This is a genomic window from Vibrio sp. 704 (genome assembly GCF_033339295.1).
On sequence record NZ_JAWOUH010000014.1, the window covers coordinates 19966 to 38811 of the forward strand.

Here is an 18846-nt window from a genome sequence, read left to right on the forward strand (position 1 = left end):
TAGGGAGGTTAGGATGACTGGTTACTTTTCTTTTTGCCCCAGACCTCTATTTTCGCTTTTTTACTTACCCCTAGCAGGCTGAGTTTTGTGCTTCCCCAACTACTGTAAGTCATTTCAATCTGTTTTAGCTTGGCTTCTTTTGTACCTGGAAGGCTCCAGGCACGAGTCGACAATCCGCTTGTTAGTACGCCCATAGAGGAAAGCTTTTTCTCACTACCATCTGTCATGACGACTTTTAAACCATTCATGTCTACCGTTCCTTGCACACATTTTAGTTTTATTTTACTGAAGCTTCGGTTTCGGAATAGGCTATTTGGTGTCACGGTATCTGTTTCTGTATGAAAGTTAACGGTTTTCGTTGCAATCAGCTCCCACTCATCGCTGTTATTAGCAAAAACACTCACGCTGGTGGCGGCTACCAGTGTGCAAAGTAGTAGCGTATTTAAGAATTTCATAATGTACCTCATATGTCATACCCAATGTGTGGCCGTTGGCAAAACGCTATGTTCAGGAATATCCAAATCATCTCATTGTGTTCAGGTGTTCCTTGAAGTCCTTTAGGTATAATCGCGATAATTTGATAGGATTGCCCTCGTTCAAATAGGTGACGGAAAATGTCAATTAACGAGAAACAGTATTTACGTGAAATGGGGATCAGCACATGGGAGCTGGTACACCCTGAAAGACTGGAAGGCTATCAATCGCCATTATTGGATTTGCAAAGTTCATGTAAACTCCTATTGGTATCGCCAATATGTCCAGAAAACGAGATGGCATTGATGTTTGAGCGCGTATTAAAAAGCATTAAGCTCACGCTTGATGATGCGCTACACCTAGAGCCTGAGCGCTTATCCATGCTGGGTGAACATCAGCTAGAGTGGGTGTGGTTTGCAGGCTGTGAGGCTGATCAAAGCATCAAGGCAAAGCACCTGACCTCGCCACTATTACAAGATATTGATGGTAATAACGAACAGCGCCGCGCATTGTGGCAACAAATCTGTTCGTACTCTTCTTAACGGAGCTAATGCGTGACAATTGAAATTACGCCGATGCGTGCAGAGCACCTCGACCAAGTTTGGCAAATCGAGCAGCAAGCACATTCTCACCCTTGGGCCGAATCTTTGGTTCGTGACTTATCCAGTCGCGGTGCTTGCCATCATGTGATGCTGGAAGGCTCTCAAGTGGTTGGTTACTTCTATGGACAGAATATTGTTGGAGAAGTGACACTATTAAATATTGCAGTAGCGCCTTCTCAACAGGGCAGAGGGCTAGGGCAAAAATTGCTGGACGCGTTTATTGAATACTGTGAACAAGCCAAAGCAGAGAGTGCTTGGTTAGAAGTGCGTGAAAGTAATCACCCAGCTATCCATATTTATGAGCAAGCAGGTTTTAATGAAGTGGACCGTCGTTACAACTATTACCCAGCTAAATCGGGAAATGGTAAGGAAGACGCCATTATCATGAGTTACTTATTTTTGAGTTAGTTTTAGGCCGTTACTAATTACCTCATCAACACTTATGCTTTAAATGCGTATCCGGATTCGAGGCTTTTGAATATGTAATAATAATTTTTTGAATTTTTACATCTCTTTGTGTGGAGCTGGCTTTCCCTTGTTAGTTGCAGGTAAAGGCTGGTGAGCCGAGTAAATTCAGTTCATGTCTTTCCAGTTTGCTAGCACAGCGATAATAAGCGAGAATACCGCACAATATCGAATAGTAGATATGCTTGCCTATTTTGTGAGCATGAAAGTAATTTAGAAGATTAACTAATGTCAAATCCCCTTTTTTTAGGCGAAGTGTCTAAGCGCAGAACGTTCGCTATTATTTCTCACCCGGATGCGGGTAAAACCACCATTACTGAAAAAGTACTGTTATTCGGAAACGCGATCCAAAAAGCAGGTACGGTTAAAGGTCGTGGTAACGCACAGCACGCAAAATCAGACTGGATGGAAATGGAAAAGGAACGTGGTATCTCGGTTACTACTTCTGTAATGCAGTTCCCTTACAACGATTGTCTGGTAAACCTACTTGATACGCCTGGACACGAAGACTTCTCGGAAGATACTTACCGTACTCTAACGGCAGTTGACTCATGTCTGATGGTTATCGATGCAGCGAAAGGTGTTGAGGACCGTACTCGTAAACTAATGGAAGTTACACGTCTACGTGACACGCCAATCGTAACCTTCATGAACAAACTTGACCGTGACGTTCGTGATCCAATGGAAGTATTGGATGAAGTAGAAAACGAATTGGGCATGATGTGTGCGCCAATCACATGGCCAATCGGCTGTGGTAAAGAGTTTAAAGGTGTTTACCACATTCACCGTGATGAAACGATTTTATACGAATCAGGTCACGGTCATGAGATTCAAGAAGTTCGAATCATCAAAGGTCTCGATAACCCAGAGCTTGATGAAAAAGTTGGTGCAGGCCTTGCGGAAAGTGTTCGAGAAGAGCTTGAGCTTGTCATGGGTGCTTGCCCTGAGTTTGATTTGGAAATGTTCTTAACAGGTGACCTGACGCCAGTTTACTTCGGTACTGCATTAGGTAACTTTGGTGTGGATCATATGCTAGACGGTCTAACTGAATGGGCTCCAGCGCCGAAAACTCGTCAAGCGGTTGAACGTGAAGTTGAAGCGACTGAAGAGAAGTTCTCTGGTTTCGTATTTAAGATCCAAGCGAATATGGACCCAAAACACCGCGACCGTATCGCATTCATGCGTATTGTATCGGGCACTTACACGCAAGGTATGAAGATGAACCACGTTCGTCTTGGCAAGCAAGTGAGTATCTCTGATGCAGTAACCTTTATGGCTGGTGACCGTGCACGTGCAGAACACGCTTACGCCGGTGACATCATTGGTCTACACAACCACGGCACTATTCAGATTGGTGATACCTTTACGCAAGGTGAATCACTGAAGTTCTCTGGTATTCCGAACTTCGCTCCGGAACTATTCCGTCGTATTCGCCTGAAAGATCCATTAAAGCAGAAGCAGCTTCTCAAAGGTTTGGTTCAGCTATCAGAAGAAGGTGCGGTACAGGTATTCCGTCCTCTACAGAACAACGATCTGATCGTTGGTGCCGTTGGTGTACTTCAGTTCGATGTTGTTGTGGCTCGTTTGAAATCTGAGTATAACGTTGAAGCGATTTATGAAGGCATTAACGTTGCAACTGCTCGTTGGGTTGAGTGTGGTGATGCGAAGAAACTGGATGAGTTCCAACGCAAGAATCAAGCGAACTTAGCATTGGATGGTGGTGATAACCTAACGTATATCGCTCCAACAATAGTTAACTTAAACTTGGCGAAAGAGCGTTTCCCTGACGTTGATTTCCGTGCGACGCGTGAGCACTAATTTGCACGGTTAGGGTAAGCCTTAACGCAAACTAGATTTTAAAACGCCCTTGGCTATAAACTTAGCCAAGGGCGTTTTTATATAAGGATAAGATATGAATTGGTTTAAACGTGGGCTAAAGCGTTACGACAACTGGTGTAAAGAGATGGGGTTAACTCCCGATCAGAAACGCAGTTGTGTCCCATATCGAAAAGACCCAGCCCATCAAACTGAAGAGAAGAGTGAAGCCCAACCATCCTCTGATTTTCTGCCCGCAGATACAGATAAAAAGCGTCAAGATGAAGCTCTTTGATACGCACTGCCACTTTGATTTTGATGTGTTTCAAGATGACTTTGCACATCAACTTGAGCTTGCTCAAACGCAAGGCGTCGCAAGAATTTTGATTCCTTCCGTCGGTCCGCAAAACTGGGCTCGTATTCAAACTTTGGCAGAGCAACATGCCAATTTGTATTATGCGCTCGGCTTTCATCCGTATTTTCTTGAAGATAACGTTGAGCAGCACCTTACAGAGCTAGAAGGCTATCTAAATCAAAAAGGGCAGCAGTGCGTGGCAATAGGAGAGTGTGGTTTAGATTTTGCCATTGATGTTGATCCACAGTTGCAAGAAAAGATACTTGAAGTTCAATTTGAGCTGGCTAGACGCTTCGAACTCCCAGTTATTTTACATAGCCGAAAAGCGCACAATCGCCTCATTCAAATGGTGAAAGCGGCGAATCTCCCTAGAGGTGGTGTGCTACACGCTTTTTCTGGGAGTTATCAGCAAGCCATGGAGTGGGTCAAATTAGGTTTTTTTATCGGTGTAGGAGGAACGATTACCTACCCAAGAGCCAAGAAAACACGCGACGCAATTCAAAAATTACCACTCGAAAACCTAGTAATCGAAACAGACGCACCAGATATGCCTATACTTGGATATCAAGGGGAGTCAAATCACCCAGCCAAACTCATTCACGTCTTTAATGAGCTCGTAGAGTTGCATAACGGCCGAAAGCAATCGATTGCCTCTCAACTGTGGAAAAATAGCAATTTTGCTTTCTCGATATGTGAATAAAATCTAAAGATGTGGTTTGAAATCGAAAACGTTTTCCTGCTTATTGTGAATTAACTCACAAAGCTGGTTGAATCAATCATGAATCTTATAGGAAAGTGTGAGGCTGGCATTACTTTAATTGATTCTGCATGAGTATAATTGCCCCCGCTTTATAGCTCCATTTTGTAACACGCCAATAAATAACTTATAAGGAAGTCATAAACTATGAGCCTGTTTATGAGCCTAATCGGTATGGTAGTGCTTCTTGCGATTGCAGTGGCATTTTCTAACAACCGAAAAGCTATCAACTTTAGAACTGTGGGTGGCGCATTCGCTATCCAATTCGCATTAGGTGCATTTGTTCTGTATGTACCTTGGGGCCGTGATCTACTAAACGGTTTCTCTTCAGGTGTTTCTAACGTTATCAACTACGGTAACGATGGTTCATCATTCCTATTCGGTGGTCTTGTTTCTGACAAGATGTTCGAAGTATTCGGCGGCGGCGGTTTCATCTTCGCATTCCGTGTTCTTCCTACACTGATCTTCTTCTCTGCACTGATTTCAGTTCTTTACTACATTGGCGTTATGCAATGGGTTATCAAGATTCTTGGTGGCGCACTACAAAAAGCGCTAGGCACTTCGCGTGCGGAATCAATGTCAGCAGCAGCTAACATTTTCGTAGGTCAAACTGAGGCACCTCTAGTTGTTCGTCCATTCGTTCCAAAAATGACTCAATCAGAGCTATTCGCGGTAATGTGTGGTGGTCTAGCTTCTGTTGCTGGTGGTGTGCTAGCTGGTTACGCATCTATGGGTGTTCCACTAGAGTACCTAGTTGCGGCATCATTCATGGCAGCACCAGGTGGTCTACTGTTCGCTAAAATCCTTCACCCAGAGACTGACCAGCCTCACGAAAGTATCGAAGAAGCGATGGACGGCGGTGACGACAAACCAGTTAACGTAATCGACGCAGCTGCGGGCGGTGCGGCTTCTGGTCTACAACTTGCGCTTAACGTAGGTGCAATGCTAATCGCATTCGTTGGTCTAATCGCGCTAATCAACGGTATGCTAGGTGGCATCGGTGGTTGGTTCGGCATGCCAGAACTAACACTAGAGCTAATTCTAGGTTACGCGTTCTCTCCACTAGCATTCCTAATCGGTGTTCCATGGGCAGAAGCTGTAACAGCTGGTTCATTCATCGGTCAGAAAATCGTAGTGAACGAATTCGTTGCTTACTTGAACTTCACACCATACCTAGGTGAAAACGCTCAAGTAATCGCGGCAACTGGTGAAGTAATGTCTGAGAAGACAACAGCTATCATCTCATTCGCACTATGTGGTTTCGCGAACCTTTCTTCTATCGCGATTCTACTTGGTGGTCTAGGTAGCCTTGCACCAAACCGTCGTAGTGACATCGCTCGCATGGGTGTTAAAGCAGTTCTTGCAGGTACGTTGTCTAACCTTATGGCAGCGACAATTGCAGGCTTCTGCTTAAGCCTTGCAGCACTATAATTAGAATCGGTTCTTAATATATAGACGCCGTTTTACATCATGCCCTGTAGCAAGAGATTGCTGCGGGGCATTTTTCGTTTTTCGGGCTCCAAAATTTCATCGGGTGTTTGCCTTAGTCGAGGTATTACGCAGTCAATGGAATAGGGGCTAGGAAATTTTGAGATACAAACCGTTTGCGCTCTATTTGGTGCTACAGTTTTGCGGTGAAACTCTATAATGTATTAATCACAGGATAGTGGTTAAGCTTGATTCTTAATCACGTAATGAATATTACATAATCGATGGGCAAATGAATTGCCCTGCAATATTAGATCTAATAGGCGTTTTGCTTTGTGATGTGATATTAAAGACACCGCAATCATAGATTGTTGTGCCATAGGCCAAACTGGTACTGTGCGGTGACAAGGATAGCAATTGGCATATGATAAATTTTCGCTGTATATGCCGAGTCTTCAGGGAACCAAGTCCGTTCATTAATAGACTGTTTAGCCATTTACTCACATTGTCTCGACTTGTTGATTATAGTTAAAGACGTGATGTAAGGCTGAGTAGTGAATTTTTTGAATATTGATCGGAGATAGAAATGAGCGATTTAAAAGCAGCAGCGCTACGTGCACTTAAACTTATGGACCTAACTACGTTGAATGACGATGACACTGATGCAAAAGTGATCTCACTATGTCATGACGCGAAAACAGCAGTAGGCAACACAGCTGCAATTTGTATTTACCCTCGCTTTATTCCTATTGCTAAGAAGACACTTCGTGAGCAAGGTACGCCAGAGGTTCGTATTGCAACAGTAACGAACTTCCCACATGGTAACGACGACATTGAAATCGCAGTTGCTGAAACAAAAGCGGCGGTTGCTTACGGTGCAGACGAAGTTGACGTAGTTTTTCCTTACCGCGCGCTAATGGCGGGTGATGAGAAAGTAGGCTTCGAACTAGTTAAGCAATGTAAAGAAGCTTGTGGTGACATTCTTCTTAAAGTGATCATCGAAACAGGTGAACTAAAAGAAGAAGCACTAATCAAGAAAGCATCTCAAATCTGTATTGAAGCAGGTGCTGACTTCATTAAAACTTCAACTGGTAAAGTGCCAGTAAACGCAACACCAGAATACGCTCGCATGATGCTTGAAGTTATTCGCGACATGGGTGTTGCAGAAACTGTTGGTTTCAAACCAGCAGGTGGTGTGCGCACTGCTGAAGACGCAGCTGCATACCTAGCAATGGCTGACGAAATCCTAGGTGACAACTGGGTTGATGCTCGTCACTACCGTTTTGGTGCGTCTAGCCTGCTAACCAACCTACTAAATACATTAGAAGTATCGGACGACGTCGCTGATCCAACAGCGTACTAATTCCAATAATACGTCTGAACGGTAGCACCTAAACGGGTGCTACCAAACCTCTTCTATCCTACTACAACCATGGCTCAAAAGAGCTTGGGAGGCACTAATGTATTTACCACAAGAAATCATTCGTAAAAAACGTGACGGCGAAGTCCTAACCGCCGATGAAATCAACTTCTTTATTCAAGGCGTAGCGAACAACACGGTATCTGAAGGTCAGATTGCGGCGTTTGCTATGACGATTTTCTTTAATGAAATGACCATGGATGAGCGCATCGCCTTAACGTGTGCAATGCGTGATTCGGGCATGGTTATCGACTGGAGCCACATGAATTTCGGTGGTCCAATTGTCGACAAACACTCAACCGGTGGTGTGGGTGACGTAACTTCTTTAATGCTTGGCCCAATGGTGGCAGCGTGTGGCGGTTTCGTACCTATGATCTCTGGCCGCGGTCTTGGTCATACAGGCGGTACGCTGGATAAACTTGAATCTATCCCTGGTTACAACATTACGCCGAGCAACGATGTTTTTGGTCAAGTAACCAAAGACGCTGGTGTGGCGATCATCGGTCAAACTGGTGACCTTGCTCCTGCGGATAAGCGTGTTTACGCGACTCGTGATATTACCGCAACGGTAGACAATATCTCCCTGATTACGGCGTCGATCCTTTCTAAGAAACTGGCGGCGGGTCTGGAATCGCTAGTGATGGACGTAAAAGTGGGTTCAGGTGCATTTATGCCAACTTACGAAGCGTCTGAAGAGCTAGCAAAATCAATCGTTGCGGTAGCAAACGGTGCTGGCACTAAGACTACGGCAATTCTTACGGACATGAACCAAGTATTGGCGTCTTCAGCGGGTAACGCAGTAGAAGTTCGTGAAGCGGTTCGTTTCTTAACAGGTGAATACCGTAACCCTCGTCTACTTGAAGTGACCATGGCTTCATGTGCTGAAATGTTAGTACTTGGCAAGCTTGCTGAGAACACAGAAGACGCACGCGCAAAACTAATGGAAGTGCTGGATAACGGCAAAGCGGCTGAGTGCTTCGGCAAGATGGTTGCTGGCTTAGGCGGCCCTGCGGACTTCGTAGAAAACTACGACAACTACTTAGAAAAAGCAGAAATCATCAAGCCAGTTTACGCAACAGAAACGGGCATTGTCTCTGCAATGGATACACGTGCTATCGGCATGGCTGTGGTTGCTATGGGTGGTGGTCGTCGTGTTGCTACTGATGAAATCGACTACGCAGTTGGTTTCGACGAGTTCATCCGCCTAGATGAGGTCGCAGACAGTGATAAACCTCTTGCGGTCATCCACGCTCGCACTGAAGAGCAATGGGAAGAAGCGGCAAAAGCACTGCGCAGTGCAATCAAAGTAGGTGGTGAATACACACCAACTCCAGAGGTTTACCGCCAAATTCGTGCAGAAGATATCTAATAGAACAAGTAATTACACAAGGCCTACTCAACCATAATAAAAAGCCGAGTGGGCCTAAGGAACGAGCAATGAAAAGAGCATTTATTTTAGTACTAGACTCATTCGGTATCGGTGCAACTGCCGACGCTAAAGAATTTGGTGATGTAGGTTCAGACACACTAGGTCACATCGCTGACCAATGTGAAAAAGGCTTAGCAGATAACGACAATCGCCAAGGTGCACTTCGCCTTCCAAATCTATCGAAACTTGGTTTGGCAATGGCGCATAAAGAATCGACAGGTCGCTTCGCACCTGGACTAGACGCAGACGCTGAAATCATTGGTGCATACGGTCATGCAGCAGAGCTTTCTTCAGGTAAAGACACGCCGTCTGGTCACTGGGAAATCGCAGGTGTTCCTGTTCTGTTTGACTGGGGTTACTTCACTGACAAAGCAAACAGCTTCCCGAAAGAATTGACTGACCGCATTCTTGAGCGTGCAGGTCTTGACGGTTTCCTAGGTAACTGCCACGCATCTGGTACTCAAGTTCTTGACGATCTTGGTGAAGAGCACATGAAGACTGGCAAACCAATCTTCTACACGTCTGCTGACTCTGTATTCCAAATCGCATGTCACGAAGAGACTTTCGGTCTAGACCGTCTACTAGAGCTTTGCCAAATCGCACGTGAAGAGCTAGAAGATTACAACATTGGTCGTGTTATCGCGCGCCCATTCGTTGGTGCTGGTAAAGGTCAATTTGAGCGTACAGGTAACCGTCGTGATCTTTCTGTAGAGCCACCATCAGCAACGGTTCTTCAGAAGCTCGTTGATGAGAAGCAAGGCAACGTGGTTTCTATTGGTAAGATTGCTGATATCTACGCAAACTGCGGCATCACTAAGAAAGTGAAAGCGACAGGTATCCCTGCATTGTTCGAAGCAACGCTAGAGCAAATCAAAGAAGCGGGCGACAACACGATCGTATTCACTAACTTTGTAGACTTCGACTCAGCTTACGGTCACCGTCGTGACGTAGCGGGTTACGCAGCGGCACTTGAGTACTTCGATGGTCGTATCAACGAAGTGCTAGAGATTATGGAAGAAGACGATGTGCTTATCCTAACGGCAGACCACGGCTGTGACCCAACATGGCCAGGTACTGACCATACTCGTGAGCACATCCCAGTATTGGTTTATGGTCAAAAAGTACCAGCTGGTTCTCTTGGCCGCCGCGAAACATTCGCAGATATCGGTCAAACATTGGCAAGTTACTTCGGTACTTCTCCAATGGATTACGGTAAGAACTTCCTATAATTAGTTAGGTTTTTGAAAACTAGGAGCTTGATTGCTCCTAGTTTTATGTTTGCAGTATGTAAATGCTGCTTGTCGGAAATGAGAATACTCTGGCTTATATCGCCTTAAGCGCGGAGCGCTAGAGAAAGGTTAAGGAAAAGAAAATGGCAACTCCACATATCAATGCTGAAATGGGTGCATTTGCAGACGTCGTACTGATGCCTGGTGATCCACTACGTGCAAAATACATCGCAGAGACTTTCCTTGAAGATGTCGTTCAAGTGTGTGACGTTCGTAATATGTTTGGTTACACAGGCACATACAAAGGCCGTAAGATCTCGGTAATGGGCCACGGTATGGGTATCCCATCATGCTCGATTTACGCGACTGAACTAATCAAAGACTTCGGCGTGAAGAAAATCATCCGTGTTGGCAGCTGTGGCGCAGTGAATGAAGACATCAAAGTGCGTGATGTTGTGATCGGCATGGGTGCATGTACTGACTCTAAAGTGAACCGTATCCGCTTTAAAGGTCATGACTTCGCGGCAATCGCAGACTACAACATGGTTCGTGCGGCAGAAGACGCTGCAAAAGCTCGCGGTATTGACGTTAAAGTTGGTAACCTATTCTCAGCAGAGCTTTTCTACACGCCAGATCCAGAAATGTTCGATGTAATGGACAAGTACGGCATTGTTGGTGTTGAAATGGAAGCGGCTGGTATTTACGGTGTTGCGGCAGAATACGGTGCAAAAGCTCTGACAATCTGTACGGTTTCTGATCATATCAAGACTGGCGAACAGACTACATCTGACGAGCGTCAAACGACATTCAACGACATGATGCTAATCGCACTAGATTCAGTATTGCTTGGTGACGAAGAGTAAGCGACGAAGAGTCATTCTATTTTTCGCTCTCAAGAGCTAAAAAAACAGCCCACACATTGCGGGCTGTTTTTATATGAGTTGTTAGCGCTACCTAGTTACTTGGTTAGCAGCAGGTTTGGCGCTTTTTTACGACGTATCGGTTGTCGACGTAAAATCAAGATGAACAACATACCACAGACAAAGCTCATTAAGACCATCATGTACATATAACGATCGCTCTTGCGATAGTGGTGGTCAGAAATAGCCGTCACCCGGCCCGTCTCAAAGGTCACGCGAACAAAACCGATAAGCGCACCATCTGCAAAAACTGGTTCAACCAACTGCTGGCGACCAATGGAAGCTGTTGCCAAAGGCGTATCCAGGCCAAGAACTTCGCGTACCGATAATGCCTCTTCACTAGACGCTAAACGTACACCCTGTGCATCGTAGATTGTTGCATCAAACACTAAACGGTCTTGTGCTAGCTGGTTTGTTAGCTGAAGTAATCGTTCTTGATCTTTAGTTAAAATCATCTCACTGGCAGAAAGAGACGCCTGTGAAATCAAAACTTTGGTGAGCGTTTCAAGCTGTTGTGCTTGAATTTTCTCATTACCCTTACTGATCACAACACTGTTTTTTATTGTGATAAACAACATCACACACAGTAGGATTAGTGCCAGAATTCTTAGGGCATTCCTTACTGAGAACAAAGATTCACTCATGCTCTTTACTCATCCATTTAAAATAAAACAAAGACTTGCCTTTTTAGTTTGTTGAGGTAACGTTTTAGCAAAGTCATAAGGGATTATATACATGGACGCGTCAAAAAGCTTGCCTATCAGAAAACATACGACACTTTTAAAACGATTACCCGAGACTCGATTTGCCTCCCAATTAGATAAAGCAAAAGCAAACTGGATCGTATTTGCTGAGTACCTTTCGCCAAGTCACTTCGAAGACATTGATTTCTTCACCGGCTTTTACAACCCAATACTAGAAACGTGGAAAGTTGGCCAATATGAAGTAGCCCTGATGGCCGGAGAGTTGACTCCTCAACATGAAACGATCTTACAAAGTCTCAACCTAGATTACGCCTCGCTTAATGAAGTGCCCGATCTATCAACCCAAGGGTTGATTGTATTTGATATGGATTCAACGGCGATCCAGATAGAGTGTATTGATGAAATCGCGAAACTGGCAGGAGTAGGGGATGAGGTCGCTGAAGTCACTGAACGTGCCATGCAAGGTGAGCTGGATTTTGAGCAAAGTTTACGTCAGCGAGTTGGTAAGCTCAAAGGTGCCGATGAATCAATTCTTGAACAAGTTCGTTCCCAGTTACCATTCATGCCGGACTTTGAAGCGCTAATTGCGACGTTGAAAGCCTTGGGCTGGAAAACAGCGATTGCCTCCGGTGGTTTTACTTACTTCTCTGATTACATCAAAGATAAAGTCGACTTAGACTTTGCTCGCTCCAATCAATTAGAAATTATTGACGGCAAACTCACGGGTAAAGTACTTGGCGATGTGGTAACGGCGCAGATGAAGTCTGACATTCTAGTGGAACTGGCGGATGAATATGAAATTGAGCAGCACAACACGGTTGCTGTCGGTGATGGCGCTAATGATCTTGTGATGATGTCGGTGGCAGGATTAGGGATTGCGTATCACGCAAAACCAAAAGTGGAAGCTCAAGCGCAATCAGCGATTCGCTTTGCAGGGTTGGGCGGTGTGCTCTGTATTTTATCTGGCGCATTGGTGAAGCAGCAAAAGGTCAGCTGGAAAGCTAAACCTTAACCATCCATTCAAAAACACCGCCAGAAAGGCGGTGTTTTTTCAATTTGGTATGACTTTGAATTTACTCGGTTAACTCCAATCTAATTACTACCTCTTCAGTAATGTCTTCAAATTCACTGTAACCAACGAGCGCCGTCAACTCTTTTTCTAACTTGCTTGCTTGATGTACACCAAATTGGGTTAAGTCACTTAAATCTTGTTGCAGTAATGATGTCATCGGATCGAAAATTGGCGCAGTAGAAAGGCGAATCACGTAAAAGTCACCCATCATTCGCGCTTTCTTTATAAATTGAATCCGCTCTTTTACGCTGTTGAACTCTTGATGAAGCTTTGACTCAATGCCTGTAATTTTATTGCCTACTTTTGCGGCGCTTATGTAGATATCCTGATGTCTGGCTTGAGCACCTTCTACACGTTTTATTGGCTCTGCGATTAATGTGCTTGTCCGGCCTTTAAAGATAGGTTCAAGTGACAACAGTTGGTCATGCCCAAGACGGGCAAAAAGTTCAATGTGTTTAGGTAGCGGCAAGTTCACCCCGATAACGGGGGTTTTTATTGAAGATGACGTACTCTTACTGATAAAAATGGGCGTGCTCAGCGTACGCGAGAGCAACATGCAGTGCAGCCTTTCAAGTAGAGCATTACTTGGTAGCGTCTCTTTTTGCGGGATTAGCTTGTCTTGATTGTGCTCGATAATGCTGTTGAAAAAAGCGATTACCTTCATGGTTTGGCTGCTTTCATCAATAACTAGCTGCACGCTACAACCGTCTGGGCTTACACGAATTACTCGGTATGGCACCGACATTAACGGCAATTTTTTATCGTAGAGTTGTAATTCTCGAAAGTTGATTCTTACCTCTTGCCCAGAACGTAACATCGTAGGCTCACTTAGCCTAATTCCGAGTCCTCGTTTGGAAAGGTCAACAGTACAGCCGCCTGTTTTAGTTTGTCCTGAGTACAACTCTAAAGGTGTTTTAAAACGATAACGAGGCTCTTTTCGACGAGACTTTGCATCAAAATAAATGCCTTTTGGATTGCCGATAACTCTTCTCGGATGACGAAACGCGTTTAACGTATTAGCGGGTAAGCGCGGCTTTTCAGTTAGCAGGTAATCCTGCCCTGATTTTTCGTCAGCAATTTCTTGCAAAATACCAATATGAGTCAGTGATTGAGACGTTTCTGCTAACTCTGGAGAGAAAGCTGCTAGGTCTTCCTGTTCTTGCTCAGATAGTTCAAAGATTGAAATTCTAAAGGCGCGCCAACTCTCTCGTTTGCCACCTAAATGCCAAAATAGCTGGCGCTGTTCGCGAGTTGCTTCAGGGCGAAACATCGAATAGAAATAGGTTCGATTCTCGTGCTCGTGAGTAAATGAATAAAGGACATTGGTTGTTCCTTTCACACCAGGCTTAATGAGTGACGCGATGCGTTGCTCGTTGAATAAGGAACCAAACATTTGCTGGTTTCTCTCATCGTGCCAGTATTGCCAAAGCTTTTGATTGTTTGGCGTTAACATTGCTAATTTTAGGTCACTACCATCAAAGAATAGAGGCAAGCTGCTGGTGTGCTTTAGTGCGATGTGCTCATAACCGCGAGTTCGAGCTCGAATAATCTTGTCTTGATTGTCGTGACGAGCCCTTTTAGCAGCACTGTTGAGCGCTTCATCTATCACTCTGGTGACGACATTGGTGTCAGTTAAGCGTATGGTTCTGAGGTATCGAACTGAGTCATTTTCGTAACAGTCATCAACCGCGAGTATGCGGTATGCAAGCGGTTTCTCTATACCTGCAACGTTAGATTTGCTGGCAAATTCAGTAAACGTGACCTGAATAATTTCCCCAAGGTTATATTTAAATGCGCTAGGGACTTTGAACTTTGCGCCAGAGCTAGATAAATCAATGCTTAATCCATGAAGAAGCTGTCCTTTAGAACGGCAAATTTCAACTTGAGATTGGACTTTCAAGCGTTTTTCTTGGCGCTTTAAATCGTAGCCTAGGTGAACGGGTTCTGCTAAGAACGGGCTTTTAGGATCCGTTAACGATTGCGTTTTTTGCTGAGTAAGGCGCTTGCTCATTACGCGAAAGTTATTTCGCGTGTTGACCAATGCTTCCCACATTCCTTCCGTGTAGCAGCCAAACTTTTTGATGTTTTTATGGTAAGCGTTGAAAGCAACATCATCCAACCAATGTGGAATGCCATCCAAAATATACTCGCGACATTCGCCTTGAACGCGACCTCGCAAATCAATGCTTTTTTTGCATGGAGCCATTAAGCGGTTAAGTTCCATTTTAACCAAAATTTTGGCCGAAGGCGGCTCTTCCTCGGTCAGTTGGCCAAGGACAAAGTCAAAGTCATTCGTACCGTAAACGGGAATGAGTCGTTCTGCGAGCGAGAGAATTTCAGATTGCTGCATTATTTCTGTTAGAGTATGTCGTTACTTTAAATTGTATCGGCTAAGCGAAGTAATACTTAAGTATATCAATAGTTCATTTCAGTTCAGGTCTGACTTGGCTGTGCTTAGTCACATTTGTAGAAAAAATTGAGGCATCATGGCGAAAGCAAAACGAGCGTATGTTTGTAATGATTGTGGCGCGGACTTTCCCCGTTGGCAGGGGCAGTGTAACGCATGTGGTGCATGGAATACGATAACAGAAGTACGTATCGCTGCATCGCCAACCGTTGCTCGCAATGAACGCTTAAGCGGCTACGCTGGTTCCGCAACAGAAGCAACGGTTCAAACGCTATCCGAAATTGATCTGCAAGAAGTACCTCGCTTCACCAGTGGGTTTAAAGAGCTTGACCGCGTCTTGGGTGGTGGTGTTGTGCCAGGTGCCGCAATTTTGATTGGTGGTAACCCTGGTGCAGGTAAATCAACCCTTCTGTTGCAAACCATGTGTAGTTTATCTGCGCAAATGCCAACGCTTTACGTAACCGGTGAAGAGTCGTTACAGCAGGTGGCAATGCGTGCTTCCCGATTGGGCTTGCCGAAAGATCATTTAAAAATGCTATCGGAAACGAACGTCGACAAAATTTGCCAAATCGCCGAAAAAGAGCAGCCTCGTATAATGGTAATAGACTCGATTCAGGTGATGCACGTTTCTGATGTTCAATCGTCGCCTGGCAGTGTTGCTCAGGTACGTGAATCTGCGACGGCTCTGACACGATACGCAAAACAGAATAATGTTGCGGTATTTATTGTTGGTCACGTAACAAAAGATGGTACCCTTGCGGGCCCCAAAGTTCTTGAACACATTATCGACTGTTCGGTACTACTCGATGGTGGAACGGATAGCCGATTCCGCACTTTGCGTAGTCATAAAAACCGTTTTGGCGCTGTGAATGAGCTTGGTGTCTTTGCAATGACAGGCCAAGGATTGAAAGAAGTGAGTAACCCATCAGCGATCTTCCTTTCTCGTGGTGAAGAAGAAACATCAGGCTCTTCCGTCATGGTGGTTTGGGAAGGCACGCGCCCTCTGCTAGTAGAGATTCAAGCGCTGGTGGATTACTCGCAGTTAGCCAACCCTCGTCGTGTTGCGGTCGGCTTGGAGCAGAACCGCCTATCACTTTTGCTCGCGGTGTTGCATAAGCATGGTGGCTTACAAATGGCAGACCAAGATGTCTTTGTTAATGTGGTTGGCGGTGTTAAGGTGACGGAGACGAGCGCTGATCTTGCTTTAGTTATGGCGCTTTTATCGAGTTTTCGTGACCGTCCACTCCCTAAAGATGTGGTGATTTTTGGTGAGGTAGGGCTTGCGGGCGAAATCCGTCCAGTGCCAAGTGGGCAAGAGCGTTTGAATGAAGCGTTCAAACATGGTTTCAAGAAAGCCATCGTGCCAGCAGCCAACATGCCGAAAGGTGGCATCCCTGGCATGCAAATTCACGGCGTTAAGAAATTGTCGGAAGCTATAGAGGCTTTTGACGAGCTGTAATGCTCATAAGAATGGTATTTGTGCAATCACAAACTGTTCTATCCGTCCTCAATAAAATGCGAATAAAGTACATAAATTGCTGTGTTTGACTATGCTTTGGGGACGGAAATTTCACGTTAAAATTTTTTTTCTTCCATCCGCACGCAAGGGTATCAGTATTGACAGAATGTGATATACTCTGCGCGCACTTTATACCTTATTAACAGAGTAAGACAATGACTGATTTATCAAAATACAGAAACATTGGTATTTTTGCTCACGTAGACGCGGGTAAAACTACCTCTACAGAGCGTATCCTAAAGCTAACTGGTAAGATCCATAAGATCGGTGACACTCACGACGGTTCAACTACTACTGACTTCATGGAGCAGGAAGCTGAGCGTGGTATCACAATCCAGTCTGCAGCAACAACTTGTTTCTGGAACGATCACCGTCTAAACATCATCGATACTCCTGGACACGTTGACTTCACTATCGAAGTTTACCGTTCTCTAAAAGTACTTGACGGTGGTATCGGTGTATTCTGTGGTTCTGGTGGTGTTGAGCCTCAGTCAGAAACTAACTGGCGTTACGCTGACGAATCACACGTATCACGTCTGATCTTCGTTAACAAACTAGACCGTATGGGCGCAGATTTCTACAAAGTTGTAGATCAAGTACAGAACGTACTAGGTGCTACACCTCTAGTTATGACTCTACCTATCGGTATCGAAGAAGATTTCGTAGGTGTTGTAGACGTACTAAGCCAACAAGCTTACGTATGGGATGAGTCTGGCCAACCAGAGAACTACGAAGTTCAAGATATTCCAGCAGACATGGTAGAAAAAGCTGCTGAATACCGTGAAATGCTAATCGAAACTGCTCTAGAGCAAGACGAAGATCTAATGATGGCTTACCTAGAAGAAGGCGAAGAGCCATCTCTAGAAGACATCAAACGTTGTATCCGTAAAGGTACTCGTGATCTAGCATTCTTCCCAACTTACTGTGGTTCAGCGTACAAGAACAAAGGTATCCAACTTATTCTTGACGCGGTAATTGATTACCTACCATCTCCAACAGAAGTTGATCCACAGCCTCTAACTGATTCAGAGACTGGTGAGCCAACTGGTGAAGTTGCGACTGTATCTGCAGACGAGCCACTACGTGCTCTTGCATTTAAGATCATGGATGACCGCTTCGGTGCTCTAACCTTTATCCGCATCTACTCTGGTAAGATGAAGAAAGGTGACACAATCCTTAACTCTGCAACTGGTAAAACAGAGCGTATCGGCCGTATGGTTGAGATGCACGCGGACGAGCGTAACGAGATCGATTCAGCACAAGCTGGTGACATCATCGCTGTAGTTGGTATGAAGAACGTTCAAACTGGTCACACTCTATGTGATCCTAAGCACGAATGTACTCTTGAGCCAATGATCTTCCCAGATCCAGTAATCTCTATCGCAGTTAAGCCTAAAGATAAAGGCGGTTCTGAGAAGATGGGTATTGCGATCGGTAAAATGGTTGCAGAAGATCCATCATTCCAAGTTGAGACTGATGAAGATTCAGGCGAAACTATCCTGAAAGGTATGGGTGAACTTCACCTAGACATCAAGGTAGATATCCTTAAGCGTACTTACGGCGTTGAGCTAGAAGTTGGTGCTCCACAGGTTGCTTACCGTGAAACTATCACTCAAGCAATCGAAGATAGCTACACGCACAAGAAACAGTCTGGTGGTTCTGGTCAGTTCGGTAAGATCGATTACCGCATCAAACCAGGTGAGCCAAACTCTGGCTTCACGTTCAAATCAACAGTTGTTGGTGGTAACGTACCTAAAGAATTCTGGCCTGCAGTTGAGAAAGGCTTTGCGTCAATGATGGAGCACGGTGTTCTAGCTGGCTTCCCTACTCTAGACGTTGAAGTTGAACTATTCGACGGTGGTTTCCACGCAGTTGACTCTTCAGCTATCGCTTACGAAATCGCAGCGAAAGGTGCATTCCGTCAGTCTATGCCTAAAGCTGGCGCGCAACTTCTTGAGCCAATCATGAAAGTTGACGTGTTCACTCCAGAAGATCACGTTGGTGACGTAATCGGTGACCTTAACCGTCGTCGTGGTATGATCAAAGACCAACAAGCAGCGTCTACTGGCGTACGTATCAAGGGTGATGTACCTCTATCAGAAATGTTTGGTTACATCGGTACTCTACGTACTATGACTTCTGGTCGTGGTCAGTTCTCTATGGAGTTCTCACACTACGCACCATGTCCAACAAACGTTGCAGAGCAAGTAATTGCTGACGTTAAAGAGCGTAACGCTAAGAAGTAATTCT

General features: G+C 44.9%; 17 protein-coding genes. 13 read left to right on the forward strand and 4 right to left on the reverse strand.

The window, feature by feature from the left end; translation table 11 throughout:
- Nucleotides 1–8: 8 nt before the first annotated feature.
- On the reverse strand, nucleotides 9–455 hold the full coding sequence (locus tag R7R24_RS17225) for a hypothetical protein (RefSeq protein ID WP_054574829.1): 447 nt from the start codon (nucleotides 453–455) through the stop codon (nucleotides 9–11).
- A gap of 159 nt (nucleotides 456–614) precedes the next feature.
- Between R7R24_RS17225 and R7R24_RS17230 the strand changes: the two genes are divergently transcribed.
- The 6 genes from R7R24_RS17230 to R7R24_RS17255 all read left to right on the forward strand — a co-directional run bounded on the left by R7R24_RS17230 (nucleotide 615) and on the right by R7R24_RS17255 (nucleotide 5899).
- Nucleotides 615–1016, forward strand: a complete 402-nt coding sequence (locus R7R24_RS17230) for a DNA polymerase III subunit psi (protein ID WP_054579099.1) — start codon at nucleotides 615–617, stop codon at nucleotides 1014–1016.
- Nucleotides 1017–1028: 12 nt separating this feature from the next.
- Entirely contained in the window at nucleotides 1029–1484 is a 456-nt protein-coding gene (rimI, locus tag R7R24_RS17235; protein WP_005380122.1) for a ribosomal protein S18-alanine N-acetyltransferase, read from the forward strand.
- Nucleotides 1485–1769: 285 nt separating this feature from the next.
- On the forward strand, nucleotides 1770–3359 hold the full coding sequence (gene prfC, locus R7R24_RS17240) for a peptide chain release factor 3 (protein WP_158156828.1): 1590 nt from the start codon (nucleotides 1770–1772) through the stop codon (nucleotides 3357–3359).
- Between the two features lie 94 nt (nucleotides 3360–3453).
- On the forward strand, nucleotides 3454–3651 hold the full coding sequence (locus R7R24_RS17245; RefSeq protein ID WP_005380125.1) for a DUF5363 family protein: 198 nt from the start codon (nucleotides 3454–3456) through the stop codon (nucleotides 3649–3651).
- Entirely contained in the window at nucleotides 3638–4411 is a 774-nt protein-coding gene (locus R7R24_RS17250) for a TatD family hydrolase (RefSeq protein WP_005380129.1), read from the forward strand. The genes R7R24_RS17245 and R7R24_RS17250 overlap by 14 nt, the downstream gene beginning before the upstream one ends.
- Before the next feature lie 204 nt (nucleotides 4412–4615).
- Entirely contained in the window at nucleotides 4616–5899 is a 1284-nt protein-coding gene (locus R7R24_RS17255; protein ID WP_005380131.1) for a NupC/NupG family nucleoside CNT transporter, read from the forward strand.
- Nucleotides 5900–6257: 358 nt separating this feature from the next.
- On the opposite strand, the gene R7R24_RS17260 is transcribed toward R7R24_RS17255, so the two are convergent.
- Nucleotides 6258–6392: a hypothetical protein gene (locus R7R24_RS17260; protein WP_005391675.1), complete on the reverse strand. Its 135-nt coding sequence runs from the start codon at nucleotides 6390–6392 to the stop codon at nucleotides 6258–6260.
- Between the two features lie 90 nt (nucleotides 6393–6482).
- Here R7R24_RS17260 and deoC point away from each other — a divergent pair, with 90 nt between their 5' ends.
- From deoC to deoD, 4 genes are all read left to right on the forward strand, one after another.
- Nucleotides 6483–7259, forward strand: a complete 777-nt coding sequence (deoC, locus tag R7R24_RS17265) for a deoxyribose-phosphate aldolase (protein WP_005380133.1) — start codon at nucleotides 6483–6485, stop codon at nucleotides 7257–7259.
- Nucleotides 7260–7356: 97 nt separating this feature from the next.
- On the forward strand, nucleotides 7357–8685 hold the full coding sequence (gene deoA / locus R7R24_RS17270) for a thymidine phosphorylase (RefSeq protein WP_191115858.1): 1329 nt from the start codon (nucleotides 7357–7359) through the stop codon (nucleotides 8683–8685).
- Nucleotides 8686–8753: 68 nt separating this feature from the next.
- Nucleotides 8754–9974 carry a phosphopentomutase gene (locus tag R7R24_RS17275; protein ID WP_017820430.1) on the forward strand — a complete coding sequence of 407 codons (1221 nt, stop codon included), beginning with the start codon at nucleotides 8754–8756 and terminating at the stop codon, nucleotides 9972–9974.
- A 143-nt stretch (nucleotides 9975–10117) separates the two neighbouring features.
- Entirely contained in the window at nucleotides 10118–10837 is a 720-nt protein-coding gene (gene deoD / locus R7R24_RS17280) for a purine-nucleoside phosphorylase (protein ID WP_005380140.1), read from the forward strand.
- Between the two features lie 95 nt (nucleotides 10838–10932).
- On the opposite strand, the gene R7R24_RS17285 is transcribed toward deoD, so the two are convergent.
- A complete protein-coding gene (locus R7R24_RS17285; protein WP_005391677.1) occupies nucleotides 10933–11538 on the reverse strand; it encodes a YtjB family periplasmic protein in 606 nt (201 codons plus the stop codon).
- Nucleotides 11539–11629: 91 nt separating this feature from the next.
- Here R7R24_RS17285 and serB point away from each other — a divergent pair, with 91 nt between their 5' ends.
- Nucleotides 11630–12610, forward strand: coding sequence for a phosphoserine phosphatase (gene serB, locus R7R24_RS17290; protein WP_005380142.1), 981 nt, complete (start codon nucleotides 11630–11632; stop codon nucleotides 12608–12610).
- A gap of 61 nt (nucleotides 12611–12671) precedes the next feature.
- On the opposite strand, the gene R7R24_RS17295 is transcribed toward serB, so the two are convergent.
- Nucleotides 12672–15020: a PilZ domain-containing protein gene (locus R7R24_RS17295; RefSeq protein ID WP_005380143.1), complete on the reverse strand. Its 2349-nt coding sequence runs from the start codon at nucleotides 15018–15020 to the stop codon at nucleotides 12672–12674.
- A gap of 136 nt (nucleotides 15021–15156) precedes the next feature.
- Between R7R24_RS17295 and radA the strand changes: the two genes are divergently transcribed.
- Nucleotides 15157–16536 carry a DNA repair protein RadA gene (gene radA, locus R7R24_RS17300; RefSeq protein WP_005386443.1) on the forward strand — a complete coding sequence of 460 codons (1380 nt, stop codon included), beginning with the start codon at nucleotides 15157–15159 and terminating at the stop codon, nucleotides 16534–16536.
- Between the two features lie 215 nt (nucleotides 16537–16751).
- Nucleotides 16752–18842 carry an elongation factor G gene (gene fusA, locus R7R24_RS17305; protein WP_005386444.1) on the forward strand — a complete coding sequence of 697 codons (2091 nt, stop codon included), beginning with the start codon at nucleotides 16752–16754 and terminating at the stop codon, nucleotides 18840–18842.
- Nucleotides 18843–18846: the final 4 nt, after the last annotated feature.

Excerpts from the sequence above, each read along its gene's own strand:
- R7R24_RS17225 (WP_054574829.1), bottom strand. The coding sequence starts at position 455 with ATGAAATTCTTAAATACGCTACTACTTTGCACACTGGTAGCCGCCACC.
- R7R24_RS17230 (WP_054579099.1), top strand. The coding sequence starts at position 615 with ATGTCAATTAACGAGAAACAGTATTTACGTGAAATGGGGATCAGCACA.
- prfC (WP_158156828.1), top strand. The coding sequence starts at position 1,770 with ATGTCAAATCCCCTTTTTTTAGGCGAAGTGTCTAAGCGCAGAACGTTC.
- R7R24_RS17245 (WP_005380125.1), top strand. The coding sequence starts at position 3,454 with ATGAATTGGTTTAAACGTGGGCTAAAGCGTTACGACAACTGGTGTAAA.
- R7R24_RS17250 (WP_005380129.1), top strand. The coding sequence starts at position 3,638 with ATGAAGCTCTTTGATACGCACTGCCACTTTGATTTTGATGTGTTTCAA.
- R7R24_RS17255 (WP_005380131.1), top strand. The coding sequence starts at position 4,616 with ATGAGCCTGTTTATGAGCCTAATCGGTATGGTAGTGCTTCTTGCGATT.
- R7R24_RS17260 (WP_005391675.1), bottom strand. The coding sequence starts at position 6,392 with ATGGCTAAACAGTCTATTAATGAACGGACTTGGTTCCCTGAAGACTCG.
- deoC (WP_005380133.1), top strand. The coding sequence starts at position 6,483 with ATGAGCGATTTAAAAGCAGCAGCGCTACGTGCACTTAAACTTATGGAC.
- deoA (WP_191115858.1), top strand. The coding sequence starts at position 7,357 with ATGTATTTACCACAAGAAATCATTCGTAAAAAACGTGACGGCGAAGTC.
- R7R24_RS17275 (WP_017820430.1), top strand. The coding sequence starts at position 8,754 with ATGAAAAGAGCATTTATTTTAGTACTAGACTCATTCGGTATCGGTGCA.
- deoD (WP_005380140.1), top strand. The coding sequence starts at position 10,118 with ATGGCAACTCCACATATCAATGCTGAAATGGGTGCATTTGCAGACGTC.
- R7R24_RS17285 (WP_005391677.1), bottom strand. The coding sequence starts at position 11,538 with ATGAGTGAATCTTTGTTCTCAGTAAGGAATGCCCTAAGAATTCTGGCA.
- serB (WP_005380142.1), top strand. The coding sequence starts at position 11,630 with ATGGACGCGTCAAAAAGCTTGCCTATCAGAAAACATACGACACTTTTA.
- R7R24_RS17295 (WP_005380143.1), bottom strand. The coding sequence starts at position 15,020 with ATGCAGCAATCTGAAATTCTCTCGCTCGCAGAACGACTCATTCCCGTT.
- radA (WP_005386443.1), top strand. The coding sequence starts at position 15,157 with ATGGCGAAAGCAAAACGAGCGTATGTTTGTAATGATTGTGGCGCGGAC.
- fusA (WP_005386444.1), top strand. The coding sequence starts at position 16,752 with ATGACTGATTTATCAAAATACAGAAACATTGGTATTTTTGCTCACGTA.